At 35.8% G+C, this 13,234-nt stretch carries 19 protein-coding genes; 14 read left to right on the plus strand and 5 right to left on the minus strand.

The window, feature by feature from the left end; translation table 11 throughout:
* Positions 1–54 precede the first annotated feature (54 nt).
* The 7 genes from F6K54_RS10215 to F6K54_RS10245 all read left to right on the plus strand — a co-directional run bounded on the left by F6K54_RS10215 (position 55) and on the right by F6K54_RS10245 (position 6,249).
* Positions 55–309 (plus strand): hypothetical protein, encoded by a 255-nt coding sequence (locus tag F6K54_RS10215; protein WP_293077082.1) that lies wholly within the window; start codon positions 55–57, stop codon positions 307–309.
* Between the two features lie 135 nt (positions 310–444).
* Positions 445–1,023: a Uma2 family endonuclease gene (locus F6K54_RS10220; RefSeq protein WP_293077084.1), complete on the plus strand. Its 579-nt coding sequence runs from the start codon at positions 445–447 to the stop codon at positions 1,021–1,023.
* 149 nt (positions 1,024–1,172) lie between these two features.
* Complete coding sequence (locus F6K54_RS10225) at positions 1,173–1,478, plus strand: hypothetical protein (protein ID WP_293077086.1); 306 nt, start codon at positions 1,173–1,175, stop codon at positions 1,476–1,478.
* A 15-nt stretch (positions 1,479–1,493) separates the two neighbouring features.
* The gene (locus tag F6K54_RS10230) at positions 1,494–1,661 is read left to right on the plus strand and encodes a hypothetical protein (protein ID WP_293077088.1); all 168 of its coding nucleotides are present in this window, start codon (positions 1,494–1,496) and stop codon (positions 1,659–1,661) included.
* Positions 1,615–2,358 (plus strand): hypothetical protein, encoded by a 744-nt coding sequence (locus F6K54_RS10235; protein WP_293077090.1) that lies wholly within the window; start codon positions 1,615–1,617, stop codon positions 2,356–2,358. Before F6K54_RS10230 ends, F6K54_RS10235 begins: the two co-directional genes overlap by 47 nt.
* Before the next feature lie 277 nt (positions 2,359–2,635).
* Positions 2,636–5,260, plus strand: coding sequence for an alanine--tRNA ligase (gene alaS / locus F6K54_RS10240; protein ID WP_293077092.1), 2,625 nt, complete (start codon positions 2,636–2,638; stop codon positions 5,258–5,260).
* 110 nt (positions 5,261–5,370) lie between these two features.
* Positions 5,371–6,249 carry a hypothetical protein gene (locus tag F6K54_RS10245; protein ID WP_293077094.1) on the plus strand — a complete coding sequence of 293 codons (879 nt, stop codon included), beginning with the start codon at positions 5,371–5,373 and terminating at the stop codon, positions 6,247–6,249.
* Between the two features lie 32 nt (positions 6,250–6,281).
* On the opposite strand, the gene F6K54_RS10250 is transcribed toward F6K54_RS10245, so the two are convergent.
* Together F6K54_RS10250 and F6K54_RS10255 are read right to left on the minus strand one after the other, a co-directional pair.
* Positions 6,282–6,758 (minus strand): type II toxin-antitoxin system VapC family toxin, encoded by a 477-nt coding sequence (locus tag F6K54_RS10250; protein ID WP_293077096.1) that lies wholly within the window; start codon positions 6,756–6,758, stop codon positions 6,282–6,284.
* A 2-nt stretch (positions 6,759–6,760) separates the two neighbouring features.
* Positions 6,761–7,504, minus strand: coding sequence for a hypothetical protein (locus tag F6K54_RS10255; RefSeq protein WP_293077098.1), 744 nt, complete (start codon positions 7,502–7,504; stop codon positions 6,761–6,763).
* Between the two features lie 464 nt (positions 7,505–7,968).
* Between F6K54_RS10255 and F6K54_RS10260 the strand changes: the two genes are divergently transcribed.
* Positions 7,969–8,214: a UPF0175 family protein gene (locus F6K54_RS10260; protein WP_202224470.1), complete on the plus strand. Its 246-nt coding sequence runs from the start codon at positions 7,969–7,971 to the stop codon at positions 8,212–8,214.
* Positions 8,211–8,699: a DUF3368 domain-containing protein gene (locus F6K54_RS10265; protein ID WP_293077101.1), complete on the plus strand. Its 489-nt coding sequence runs from the start codon at positions 8,211–8,213 to the stop codon at positions 8,697–8,699. The genes F6K54_RS10260 and F6K54_RS10265 overlap by 4 nt, the downstream gene beginning before the upstream one ends.
* Before the next feature lie 101 nt (positions 8,700–8,800).
* On the opposite strand, the gene F6K54_RS10270 is transcribed toward F6K54_RS10265, so the two are convergent.
* Positions 8,801–9,166, minus strand: coding sequence for a hypothetical protein (locus F6K54_RS10270; protein ID WP_293077103.1), 366 nt, complete (start codon positions 9,164–9,166; stop codon positions 8,801–8,803).
* Between the two features lie 199 nt (positions 9,167–9,365).
* Between F6K54_RS10270 and F6K54_RS10275 the strand changes: the two genes are divergently transcribed.
* The 3 genes from F6K54_RS10275 to F6K54_RS10285 all read left to right on the plus strand — a co-directional run bounded on the left by F6K54_RS10275 (position 9,366) and on the right by F6K54_RS10285 (position 11,462).
* Positions 9,366–10,754 carry an NB-ARC domain-containing protein gene (locus tag F6K54_RS10275; protein ID WP_293077105.1) on the plus strand — a complete coding sequence of 463 codons (1,389 nt, stop codon included), beginning with the start codon at positions 9,366–9,368 and terminating at the stop codon, positions 10,752–10,754.
* Positions 10,755–10,942: 188 nt separating this feature from the next.
* The gene (locus F6K54_RS10280; protein WP_293077107.1) at positions 10,943–11,128 is read left to right on the plus strand and encodes a hypothetical protein; all 186 of its coding nucleotides are present in this window, start codon (positions 10,943–10,945) and stop codon (positions 11,126–11,128) included.
* Positions 11,115–11,462 carry a type II toxin-antitoxin system PemK/MazF family toxin gene (locus F6K54_RS10285; protein ID WP_293077109.1) on the plus strand — a complete coding sequence of 116 codons (348 nt, stop codon included), beginning with the start codon at positions 11,115–11,117 and terminating at the stop codon, positions 11,460–11,462. The genes F6K54_RS10280 and F6K54_RS10285 overlap by 14 nt, the downstream gene beginning before the upstream one ends.
* Before the next feature lie 345 nt (positions 11,463–11,807).
* On the opposite strand, the gene F6K54_RS10290 is transcribed toward F6K54_RS10285, so the two are convergent.
* Together F6K54_RS10290 and F6K54_RS10295 are read right to left on the minus strand one after the other, a co-directional pair.
* Positions 11,808–12,005, minus strand: a complete 198-nt coding sequence (locus F6K54_RS10290; RefSeq protein WP_293077111.1) for a type II toxin-antitoxin system HicA family toxin — start codon at positions 12,003–12,005, stop codon at positions 11,808–11,810.
* A 1-nt stretch (position 12,006) separates the two neighbouring features.
* The gene (locus F6K54_RS10295) at positions 12,007–12,255 is read right to left on the minus strand and encodes a DUF1902 domain-containing protein (RefSeq protein ID WP_293077113.1); all 249 of its coding nucleotides are present in this window, start codon (positions 12,253–12,255) and stop codon (positions 12,007–12,009) included.
* Positions 12,256–12,724: 469 nt separating this feature from the next.
* On the opposite strand from F6K54_RS10295, the gene F6K54_RS42785 reads away from it, so the two are divergent.
* Both F6K54_RS42785 and F6K54_RS10300 read left to right on the plus strand, forming a co-directional pair.
* A complete protein-coding gene (locus F6K54_RS42785; RefSeq protein ID WP_366558093.1) occupies positions 12,725–12,946 on the plus strand; it encodes a DUF5615 family PIN-like protein in 222 nt (73 codons plus the stop codon).
* 10 nt (positions 12,947–12,956) lie between these two features.
* On the plus strand, positions 12,957–13,142 hold the full coding sequence (locus tag F6K54_RS10300; protein ID WP_293077115.1) for a hypothetical protein: 186 nt from the start codon (positions 12,957–12,959) through the stop codon (positions 13,140–13,142).
* Positions 13,143–13,234: the final 92 nt, after the last annotated feature.

Consider the following 13,234-nt stretch of genomic DNA (forward strand, 5'->3'; position numbering starts at 1 on the left):
AGACCTCCAATTAACAAGAAGTCGGGAATGGCTTTAAAACAGTTAATTCACTAGATGGGCTTCCCAAGCAATGCTGATCTGGCCAGGTCTACGGGTATAGACAAGGACATCCTCAGCAAACTGTTTAACGGCCAAACCAGAAAGCTGACAGTGCCTAATACTTTGAAAATAGTCAATACCTGTGCTACTAGAAGCGATCGCTTTCGTTCCTTTATCTACTACCTGCCATCAACAGTTAAAGTCGTAATCAAACAGATACTAACTTTGGATAGTTTTGGGATAATTTATTTCTTAGAAGTCCCTAAGTAATTACAATAGTAGCGATCGCTCCCACTAGCAACAAGAGCGATCGCTTAATATACTTGCCAGAAAACAAGAGCGATAGAACTCTGTTCCCCAATATGTTAAAATCAAATCGAAACTTCAATTACCAGGAGAAAAACAATGGTAGCAATCCCCAAACCAGTTCCAATGACTCCCCAAGAATACTTTGACTGGGAGGAGAAACAACCGATTAAATATGAATATATGAACGGTCAAGTTTTTGCCATGACTGGGGGAACTATTCCTCATAATGACATTGCAGTTAATTTAACAGTGGCTTTAAAAAATCATCTGCGCGGTAAAGGGTATAAAGTATTAATGGCAGATGTCAAATTAGGAGTATCCGAAAAAGGACCTTTTTATTATCCTGATGTCATGGTAACTTGCGATGAAAGAGACCGACGTGCTATTAAAATTATTTATTATCCTTGCTTAGTCGTAGAGGTTTTATCTCCAGGAACCGAAGCTTTTAACAGGGGTAAAAAGTTTAAAAATTATCGCAATATTTCTACTTTAAAAGAATACGTTTTAATTGATGCGCGAGAGATGACAGTGGAGTGTTTTCGGCCTAATGAAAATGGTGTTTGGGAACTTTATAATTATGGAGAAGGTGACGAAGTAACCTTAACTTCTGTAGATTTTAGCTTTCCCATTGAGATGCTTTATGAAGACGTAGTTTTAGAGGAAGTAGAAGAGTAGGGGAGGGTAGGGAGTATTTTTAATATTTTTCCTGCTTTTTCTTTGATTTTTTCTTCGACTTGAAAACTGTTGTAGATATAGGAATGTGCGCTGGCATATTTACAAAATGTAAGTCCAGATATTAACTTTTCATACTTTAAATTTCACTAATGACTCAAGGTCAAGTTCCTGATGATACTCCTACTAACTTACAAGAACAAATTCTGCTAGAAGATGCTAAAAATCAACCAGGAGTTGAAATTATAGGAGGAACGGAAACTCCACTTAGAGATGCTCCTAGACTGATTGCTAATTATGGTGGTAATCCTGAAGATTGGTATAAAATAGCTAGTAATCAAACCACAATAATTGATGGAGCAATTGTTGAAATACATTGGTATAGAAATAATAAAACTTGGCAAAACGTCGAAGACAAAATTAAACGTACCTATCCCAGAAAAGTGCGGAAAAGTTAGAGAGGTAAATTAATTATGAAAGTTTGTTGTCTTGCTAATACAGGGGATTTTCTACCTGAAAGTTATCTGGATTCATCTTTATATCGTACTAAAGAAACTGAGTTTAATTTGATAGTTGGTAAAGAATATGTTGTCTATGCACTCTACATCTGGCAAAAAAAATATTTGGTATTATATTTGTGACGAACGTTTTACTTATTTTCCTATCAAAAATCCTGCACCTTTATTTCAGGTAATAGATTCTCGTCCTTCTAGATATTGGCGCATGGAATTAGCTGAGAATGGTTTATTTATTCTGGCATTTGAACATTGGTTTTCTCTGGCTAATTATTATGAAAAACTGACTGATAAAGATGAAGAAGCAGTGTTAATTTTTGAGAAGTATAAAGAGTTAATAGATGCTGAAGTTTCTGAACCTTTACCTAAACCTTTGAGTGTGGAAAATTTGTTGGAAAGTAATTATAAAGCTACTATAGGAGATGACCTAGCAGCACTAATTGCCGTTCCTTTTGTAACTAAATATGTGGAAAAAATAGGGGAAGCTTTAGGGGAAAAGACCGTGAAACAGATGAATAAGTTTTGGCAACTAATACAACAAAAGCCTGCGGGAATTTTGCCTACTTTAAAATCTGCTGAAACAGAAGCTTTTCCTATTGATTTTTATCAGGCAATACAAGAGTTGGAGGCAGCTGCTAATCAAGACCCAGAAGTTAAGCAGGCTCTTATTGATGTGGTTGAAGTTGCAAAACAGGAAGATTCAGAATATGTTAACAATCTTGAGTCTGAGGTTGAGAAAATTAAGTCTCAAGGAGTAACTGCTAAAAGCTCCAGGAGTTTTTTGATGGCAGCGAAGGAGTGGGGGAGTAGGGGAGTGGAGTAAACGGAAGGCAAAAGTCAAAAGTCAAAAGTCAAAAGTAAGAATGTAAGGGAAGTTAAAAGTTAGAACTTAAGCAAGGAAACTACTTCAGAGTATGTAGACCATAAAGTAGAGACGTTGCACATAATGTCCCTACAGGGTTATGATTTTTTTATCAGGACTTACGCACCCAAACAAGAAACTGGGTTTATTCCCATAATTTGTTTAAACTACCAGATTTCCTTGATCGACCAGGTTTCTGCGTGAGTCCTGAAATAACAAAAAAGGAAGAATTTAAGCTATGTCTGCAAAAAAACTCACAGGTAACGAAATTCGACAAACATTTCTCGACTTTTACGCACAACGGGAACACACTATTTTACCTAGTGCATCTCTAGTTCCCGAAGACCCCACAGTCTTACTAACTATTGCGGGAATGTTACCATTTAAACCCATATTTCTCGGACAACAACCCCGGAAATATCCCCGCGCTACCACTTCCCAAAAATGTATCCGCACTAACGATATTGAAAATGTTGGTCGCACTGCCAGACATCACACTTTTTTTGAGATGTTGGGTAATTTCAGTTTTGGAGACTATTTTAAACCAGAGGCGATCGCCTTTGCTTGGGAACTATCCACAAAAATCTTCGGTTTGCCTCCAGACCATTTAGTTGTCAGCGTATTCCGAGAAGATGATGAAGCATTTGCTATTTGGCGCGACAAAATTGGTATTCCCGCACACCGCATTCAACGGATGGATGAGGAAGATAATTTTTGGGCATCTGGTCCGACAGGCCCCTGTGGCCCGTGTTCGGAAATTTATTACGACTTCCATCCAGAATTGGGAGATGAAAACATTGACTTGGAAGACGACAGCAGGTTTATCGAATTTTATAATCTGGTATTCATGCAATACAACCGGGATGCAGAGGGAAATCTGACCCCATTGCAAAACAGAAATATTGATACGGGGATGGGGTTGGAAAGAATGGCGCAAATATTACAAAAAGTGCCGAATAATTATGAAACTGACCTGATTTTTCCCATTATTAAAACTGCTGCGGATATTGCTGGTATAGACTACAAAAAAAGTGATGACAAAACCAAAGTTTCCCTGAAAGTAATTGGGGACCATGTGCGAGCAGTAGCACATTTAATTGCCGATGGTGTCACTGCATCTAATGTTGGCAGGGGTTATATTTTACGACGGTTAATTCGTCGGGTTGTGCGTCACGGACGTTTGATTGGCATTTTTGGGGAATTTACTTCAAAAGTTGCTGAGAAAGCGATCGCTCTTTCTGAGGATGTTTACCCTAATTTGCGGGAGAGGGAAAGTGCTATTAAAGCTGAGTTGCAACGGGAAGAGTCTCGCTTCTTGGAAACATTGGAGCGTGGTGAAAAATTGTTGGCGGAAATTATGGCAAAACCGGAAACTCAGAAAACCAAACAAATTTCTGGGGAAGATGCTTTCAAGTTATACGACACCTATGGTTTTCCACTGGAGTTGACTCAGGAAATAGCAGAAGAAAATGGTTTAACTGTTGATGTCAGTATGTTTGAAAAAGAAATGAAACTGGCACAAGAACGTTCTCAGTCAGCTCACGAAACTATTGACTTGACTGCTGAAGGTGGGGTAAAATTGGATGTTGACAAAACGGAATTTTTAGGGTACACATATTTGACTTCCTCAGCGCAGGTAATGGCATTAGTAGCTGAAGGGGAACAGGTTGAGTCTGCGGAAGCGGGTACTCAAGTACAAGTGGTGCTTGATCAAACACCCTTTTATGCTGAGTCTGGAGGTCAAATAGGCGATCGCGGTTATCTGAGTGGGGATAATGTGGTCGTGCGGATAGAAGATGTGCAGAAGCAGAATAATATTTTTGTGCATTTCGGTCGCGTGGAAAGGGGTACGTTACAGTTAGGAATGACGGTGAATGCTCAAATAGATGCAGCTTGTCGTCGCAGAGCGCAAGCAAACCATACCGCAACACATTTGTTACAAGCTGCTTTGCGGTCTCTGGTAGATCAGTCTATTTCTCAAGCGGGTTCGTTGGTATCTTTTGACCGTTTGCGGTTTGATTTTAATTGTCCCCGGGGGTTGAAACCGGAGGAAGTGGAGCAAGTGGAAGCTCAGGTAAATAGTTGGATAGCTGAAGCACATCCGGCGACGGTTGCGGAAATGCCATTGGATGAGGCAAAGGCAAAGGGAGCTGTTGCTATGTTTGGTGAAAAGTATAGCGATGTAGTAAGGGTGGTTGACTATCCGGGAGTGTCGATGGAATTATGTGGGGGAACTCATGTGAATAATACGGGAGAAATTGGGGTGTTTAAAATTATTTCTGAAGCTGGTATTTCTTCTGGGGTGCGCCGTATAGAAGCAGTTGCAGGTTTGGCAGTTTTAGATTATTTGAATGTCCGAGATGTTGTGGTTAAAGAATTGAGCGATCGCTTTAAGGCAAAACCGGAGGAGTTATCGGAGCGGGTGAGTAACTTGCAGCAGGAGTTGAAGGAGTCGCAAAAACAGTTGGAAGCGTTGAAAGGTGAGTTAGCAGTGGCTAAGTCTGACCAGTTATTAGGAGATGCTGAGACTGTGGGTGAGTTTCAGATATTGGTAGCGGAAATGCCTGGTGTTGATGCGGAGGCGTTGAAAACTGCTGCGGAACGGTTACAACAAAAGTTGGGCGAGAGTGCTGTGGTATTGGGTGCTGCTTCTGGGGAGAAAGTCAGTTTGGTTGCTGCTTTTAGTAAGTCTGTGAATAGTAAAGGTTTGCAAGCAGGGAAATTTATTGGAGGGATAGCTAAAATGTGTGGAGGAGGCGGCGGCGGGCGTCCGAATTTGGCGCAAGCAGGGGGTCGCGATCCGAGTAAGTTGAAGGAAGCGTTGGAGAGTGCGAAGGAGCAGTTAGTTGATGGGTTGAAGTAGGTTATAGTTTTTGAGGTGGGTATACCCCACCTTTTTTTTTCCTAAAGTTTTGTAGTAATATGAATAAAATTTTTCTAGAAATTTTTAAGTACAGATAGTCAATATAAATAATGGCAGATTTTGGTTATAAAATTGATTTTGCAAGAGATACAGAAGACCCTGGAAGAGTATTTCGTGCTATGTTGGGACTCATAGAATTTTCCAAAGTAACAGATAATACTTTAATTAAATATCTTGATGTTGAAATTGAGTCTAATTTAGTATTAGAGAATATACAGCAAGGCTCATTTATTGTTTGGTTCAAAAACATTTTAAAGCCTGTTGATGCTAACCAAAAAATAAATGTTAAATCTATTTGTTCATATCTGGGAATAGGAAAGCTTGATATTATTAAATTCATTAATGATAGAAATACAATAAATAATCGTTCTGAAATATTAGAGTTACAAGAAATACTAAAAGAATCAGCACAAGAAACTGAAAGTAATCCTTTGGATATTTATACAGCACCAAGCGACGAAGAGTTATTATTAATTATAGATAAGTTGCACAAACCAAATTATGAACTTCAAGAAGCAGATAAACTATATTATCTAACTCGAAACTCAAATTTTCCTATTAACCGTAATTTTTCTCTTTCTGAAGAATCTAAGGAAAATTTAGTATTCAAAGATATTATTAAAGATGATCGTGAAATGATTTTAAAAGTCAAAAAACTTGATTTACTTGGCCAATCAAAATGGGAATTTAAACATGGAAAAAGTAGAATCGAAGCAAAAGTTGCTGACTTAAAATGGTTAGAATCTTTTAAAAATAGAGACATTGTTATTTTTCCTGGTGACGCAATAAAAGCCATCGTTGAAGTTATTGAGAAGTATGATTTTAGCGGAGAATTAGTCTCAAGTCAGTATACTATCAAGGAAGTTATTGGGATTATACCTCCACCCCCACCGCCAGGAACCCAATTATCTCTTTTCCCTGATGAATAATAAACAATATTTTTAGTTGTTTAATTAAAAAACTAAGATTTAATATCCCGCCAATTTTGAGCATATTCTCCCACAAATATTTTCAAGTGTTTAATATTAGTAGTAGCAACATATATTTCTCTCCCAGGAGATTCTTGACAGAGAATATTCCATTGAGCGGAAATAATCATATCTGCATCAATATTTTGATTATCAGTTGTCGGGATATGATTTTGTCGTGCCTCAGCCCAAAACTCAGCAGCTTTGTTCATAACTTCTGTTGTAAGTGGGAGAAAATCTACTACATCCTTAAGACTATCTAATCTTTGTAGACTTTTACTTTTAATCCGAATTAATTCTCGTCTAACCTCATAATCAGAAATTTGAGAAGTTACTACATATCTGCTTTTTGCTAATAGCTCATATAGCCATTCATTACATTGGGCAATTTCATTATATTTCGTTTGAGAAATATCTTTAACTGGACTAGCAAGTAAATCAAGCACTCCTGAATCTAAAATTACAATCATAACTATAAATTTTCTCCATTGTATTCTCTTTTAATTTCTTCCATTCTGGCTTTTGCCCAAGCCATAGCAGGTTTATTTTTCTCTAATTGCTCTTCGGGAGTACGCCCCAAATGTTTTAAATATGGCAATAAAATTCCCTTCTCTGAATTATATATTTCTGTTGCCTTATTTAACAAATATTGACTTTTATCCCATAACTTAGAAGTAGATTTTGATTTTCTCAATTCAATTGCTTTAGCTACAGCTTTTGGAATTATCAAAAAAGACTTTTGATACTTACTAAATAAATCTTCTTTTTTTTGTAGGGAAGGCAAAATTAATCTCAATCTAATTAACAAACCTTGCAATCCGTTACATTTAGAACTTGCCTCAGTAAAACTATAAGCTATTTTTCTAAAATATTGACGACTTTCTCCTGAAAATATATCCCAACAAGATTCAATACCAGCAGCTAATTTCTCTATCTTATCCACATACTTATTTATATCTTTAGGGATATCATTTTTAAATTCAATTTCTGTATTAATTGCCTCCAAATATTTTATCGTGCCTGCCATCATTTCCTGTAAAGTTACCTCTGTACTCTGACCTTTGAGAGCAGCAACTTCTCGAAAAAACTCCTGTACTTCATCAGTTAATGAATTAGGGGAAATACAATTTTCTAAAAACGATTTTACTTTCTCAATATTGTCTTCTGTCCGTTTAAGAGCTTCTGTTTCTTGCTGTGAAGTTAGTCCATTAAGCATTTTATTTTTCTCCTTCCAAGACACTAAACTATGATTATTCTATTTTATACCGTTGTTGCCAGAAATTACAATATTTTCAAAAATGTTTTGATATCTATTAAGAACATTATAGACGTTCGTTAATTGCAATTTGGAACGAGTAAATTACAGAATTAGCTGACCTCAGAGATGCTGAAGTTAAAGTATTAAATAGAGCAGTTTTATTTCTTGGTTTTGTAGCTATTATATCAGCAATAGATGTGATATTAGCATCAAGACTTGAATAAGTTGTCTTATTTGATTGAGACTATCAACCTATTGACATATATGAAAAGGTAGAGATATCGCCAAATCGATCCCAAAAATCATCCGTACATCCGTGCCATAATCAGTGTCTAGCTACTAGGGAGCGATCGCCAATAATATGTTAAAATATATATCAGTCTATTTGCACTATTCCAGAATCAAAAGGAGGTAAGAAAAAAATGAGTGTGGTTATTCCTGATGACGTGCTGAGAGCAGCTAGAATGTCTGAAGCACAATTAAAGTTAGAAATTGCCATTATGTTATTTCAACAAGATAAAATTAGTATTGGTAAAGCTCGTCGTTTAGCTGGAATTAATTTGTTAGAGTTTCAGCGGGAAATTGCTGAACGCGGTATTTGTATCCATTATGATGTTGAGGAGTTTGAGGAGGATATCAAAACTTTGCAGGAAATGGGTAGGTTATGATTGTTGTCAGTGATACTTCACCTATTACTAATTTGTCAGCAGTGGGAGCTTTGGAACTTCTGCATCAACTTTACGATCGCGTCATTATTCCTCAAGCAGTTTATGATGAAATGACTTCCTTGGGATATCAAGTACCCGGTACGGTTGAGGTGCAAACTTTAGATTGGATCGAAAATCGGACAGTTGAAAATCGCCAAGAAGTTGAAGAGTTGCAGGTTGATTTAGATATAGGAGAAGCAGAAGCGATTATTTTAGCTTTAGAACTGGATGCAGATTTGTTGCTGATTGATGAACGTAGAGGAAGAAGGGTAGCTTTGGAGTTGGGAGTCAGGAAAATAAGTGGGTTGTTAGCTGTATTGCAGGAAGCTAAGAGAAAAGGTTTAATTTTAGAAATTAAGCCAATTTTGGATCGGTTGATTTCTGAAAATAATTTTCGGATTAGTGTTAGCCTCTATAATAAGGTTTTACAATTTGCTGGCGAGTGAAGTTGTGTTGGTTTAATAGTGATCGTTCCTAAAATCTGCTTGGTTTGGGAAGGAGTGATCGCTCAGTTGAGTATAAATCTTCTTTTAGCAAAATTTCCTTTTTAGTCTGGAAGATCTGAATAATCATTAAAGTAATCTATTACTATATCTCCAAATTCTAATGTAGATATCATACCTACTATTGACTTGGCTTTCCATCCAACGCCAGGGATTAAATCAAGGATGCCATGAGCAACCTTATGGCCATTAAGATAATTAGGCATAACTGTCTCAATTATCTCCTTGGCTTCGGTTCTATCTAAGTAAACATCAAAGATAGATCCAACTTCGATAACCAGTGAGATAGCACCTTTATCCATTACTAGGTGTGCAAGTGGAAGCAAATCCACTACTCCAAATCCTAGAGCCCATTTCTTAACAGCCCAATTTGCTTCTCTTCTTGCTATTTGTTTACAGCACGCTGCCATATTTTAACTGCTACCCTTTTTATGAGTTTTTTTGCACTTTAATTTTATTTCGTCATTTTAGTTTTGCCCACTCTCAGCAAGTACATTTAGTACCCAATTTTTATCACTATTTTGAACTAATTTAGTACATTTAGTATATTTAGTTGAAAAAGTATATTTCACAGGATAGACTGGACTAAATATTTATTAGTATCTACCTATGAATAGTTTTGAAGATGTCTTAAATTGGGCAGATAATTTGATATTTAATCAAACAGGAAAAAATCTCTCAGAGGTTCAGAAAAAAATACTAGAAGGTACTTGGCAAGGAAAAAAATATTGGCAAATAGCTGAAGAACTCCATTGCAGTGAATCTGATGTCAAAAAAAAAGCTGCTAAATTATGGAAAAAATTCCGTAAAGACTTAGGAGAAGACCTGAATAAATCTAATTTTCGTTATAAGGTAGAGAAAAAATACCGTGTTTCTCAAGTTTCCTCTTCCGGTGACTGTTTATTACAAGAAATTGATATTAATATTTGTGGTCAATTCATACAAAATATTAAAGATACACAAGCGCGATCGCCATCTTCTCCTGACACTCCTCAAAATAAAAATAAATCCCCAATAATTAATCTCAAAGACGCACCGAAATTAACTTGCAATTTTCATCGCACATCAGAAGTATCTACCCTCAAACAATGGATATTAGAAAGCAACATTCACCTCATAACAATCTACGGATTAAGTAGAATCGGTAAAAGTACCCTTGCTCGTCAACTTATAGAACAAATTAAAACAGAATTTGACTATATTTTTTGGAAAAGTCTTAACCATATTCTCCAACTTTCAACTCTAGAAACCGAGCTTAAACAATTTTTTTCCCAATCCAAAACAACTCCATTATCCACAATTATTGATTATTTTAGTGATTATCGTTGCCTAGTCATTCTTGATGATGTAGAGAATATTTTTGAAAGCGGTGAATTAGCAGGTAACTACTTACCAGACTATAAAAACTACGGCAAATTTTTCAAGCAAATTGCCACTTCATCTCATCAAAGTTGTCTAATTCTCATCAGTTGGGAAAAATCTAGAGAAATAGCTACATTAGAAACAGAAAATCATCCAATAAAAACTTTACATCTGAAAGGATTAGAAAAAGCAGAAGCCACAAAAATCTTGGCAACAAAAGCAAAAGAATTAACAGATGAGGAAAAATGGTCAGAATTAATAACTGTTTATCAAGGTCATCCCACCTGGTTAAATATTATCGCTGCAACAATAAAGGAATTTTACAATGGTAGAGTTTCTCAGTTTTTAGCCGAGCAAAATGAAATTTATTTAGATAACTTAGAGCCAATTTTAGAATCTCACTTCGAGCGTTTATCTCCATCAGAAAAAAAAGTCGCTTACTGGTTAGCTACTCAAAATGAACCAGTAAATATTTGCCAAAGACCTGCCAATAGTGAATTATCCAAATCAGACTTTTTAGACTCCATGAAATCTTTATGCAGGCGCAGCTTAATTGAGAAAAAAGAATTAGAAAACCAATCTGTATTTGACCTTAATCCTGTATTTAAACAATATATTGTGACAAAACAGAAATAGTAATGAAGGAGTAAATTATAAACCTATTGACATATATGAAAAGGTAGAGATATCGCCAAACCGACCCCAAAAATCATCCGTACATCCGTGCCATAATCAGTGTCTAGCTCTAGGGAGCGATCGCTAATAATATGTTAAAATCAAAATCAGCTTATTGAACAATTTCAAAATAATAATTATACTTAAATATGACTTCAAACCTGACTATAGAAGAAATAAAAGCTTTGATATTTCAATTACCTATTCAACAACAAATAATTCTCATAGAAGACCTTGAGGAAAGACTAGAAACTCTCACCATGATGCAACTAGCAGAAACAGGTTTTTCAGAGTGGAATGAACCAGAAGAAGATATTTACAATGTCGAATTCTAAACCTCAAGAAATTTGGTTACTTCGCTTCCCTTTTAGCGATTTAACTTCTACAAAAGTTAGACCTGCACTAATTTTAGCAGTTCACAGAGAAGAAGCAATTATTTTAGGTATTTTCTCAAAAGTTACTAATAGTAATTTACAAACAACTTGGATATTAATGTCAGAAGAACATCCTGATTTTTTACAAACAGGTTTAAAAAAGACTTCATTAATTAGGGCAGATAAAATTGCTACAGTTAGCAATTCAGTTTTTCACAAAAAAATAGGAGAGTTACCATCAGAAATTATTTTCTTGGTACAAGAAGCAGTCAAAAAATCTCTGAATATTCCTTAAATAAAATTTTGTCTGTTAAAATTGATTATGTCTAAAACATCAATTAATTGCATTGTTGCTTCTGGTATGGTGATGTTCAATTGTCTGTCCATCTGCTAATAATGAATTATCCAAATCAGACTTTTTAGACGCTATCCAATCTTTATGCAGACGCAGCTTAGTTGAGAAAAAAGAATTAGAAAATCAATCTGTATTTCACCTTAATTCTGTCTTTAAACAATATATTATTACAAAGCATAAATAGTAATGAGTGGGTAATTACAAATCTATTGATAAATATGAAAACGTAGGAGCGATCGCCTACAGCACCCTACTAACTACTCTTAATTTTCTGGGTTTGATCGACTAGAAAAACTTAGGTAATCCTGCTTGTCTTAAAACTGCATTAGCTGTATGGCGCGATTTAATAGAATTATCTACTACGAATCGGTGTTCTGTCATTGGACTATACCAAATTTCATGGTCTCCCTTACCCTGTCGCTCGAAATAGCAACCTGCTTGTGTGAGAATTTTTTTTAATTTAGGAGTTAGTGATGAAGCCATTTTAGGAAGCTACTTTGATTTGTTCTTCTCGATGACTGGTTAGTTGAAATTCAATATACCCAACATAATTAGACGAAATTATATTGTTCAAAACCATTAATTCTGGAATCATTTCCCGAAGTTTTTGACTGAGTGCTTCAATGGTGTCTGCTTCTGTTGCTAATCCAGGAACATCAGCACTTGTTGCTACCCAGACTTCCGCTTCTGCATCCCAGAATGATTCTACTTTACAAGTGATTTGCTGCTCCATAAAATATACATATTATATAAATATTTATAACCATCTTTTAACAGATATTTGAAATGGTGTCAATTGAGAGCGATCGCTAATAATACGTCAAAATTCAAATAAGTCTATTTAACCAATTTAATTATTATTCTCCTCTAAATTCTTGAAAAATTTTATAACTTTGACAAATTGCTTCTAAACAAATATCTCCTTCCAAATAAAAAATGCTCCTAATGCCATAACTGATAGTTTAAGACGAAGAAATATTGATGTAACTAATACTTCTGAGGCGGACTTAATTTCTCTTTCAGATGAGGAAAAATTGAGATTTGCTACTAATGGGACTTACACAAAATAAAGCTATAAAATAGGCTCAAGTATAGATAGGCAGAGGATTTTACGTCAAAAAGGCATAAATCCTGAATAACCACGGGTTCTAGCCATTTTTAAGGCATCGACGTAATTCCCTTGTCTAGATTGACTTTGACGCATTGTTCCTACCAGAAAATGTCTAAGTACCACTAATCAAAATCGGGTTATTTTTACCCAGGATAGAGATTTTTTACGACTACATTATGCTGGTTTTTTACATAGTGGAATTGCTTATTGTATTAAGGGAAGTCGTTCAATTGGTGAAATTTTACGCGGGTTAATTCTAATTTGGGAAGTATTGGAACCTGAAGATACGATCGGAAAAGTTGAGTTTTTGTAATCTAAATATTATGGCTATTTTTGAGTTAGTATATTGGCAATTTGGGAATAGTGTCAATTGGGAGCGATCGCCAAACCGAGCCCAAAAATCATCCGTATATCCGTGCCATAATCAGTGTCTAGCTCTAACTCTTGATCGCCAACCTTCTTCACAAACTAAAACAGGACTTATATCATGTCCGGTTGAACAGTTATAAATAAATAACGACGGAGGAGTCAGGAGTCAGGAGTCAGTCCTCAGGAGGGAAGACTGAAGTTGGAAGAAGGAAGAAGAAGAACTGGAGTTGAA

Source organism: Okeania sp. SIO3B5 (genome assembly GCF_010692555.1).
Taxonomy (GTDB): domain Bacteria; phylum Cyanobacteriota; class Cyanobacteriia; order Cyanobacteriales; family Microcoleaceae; genus Okeania.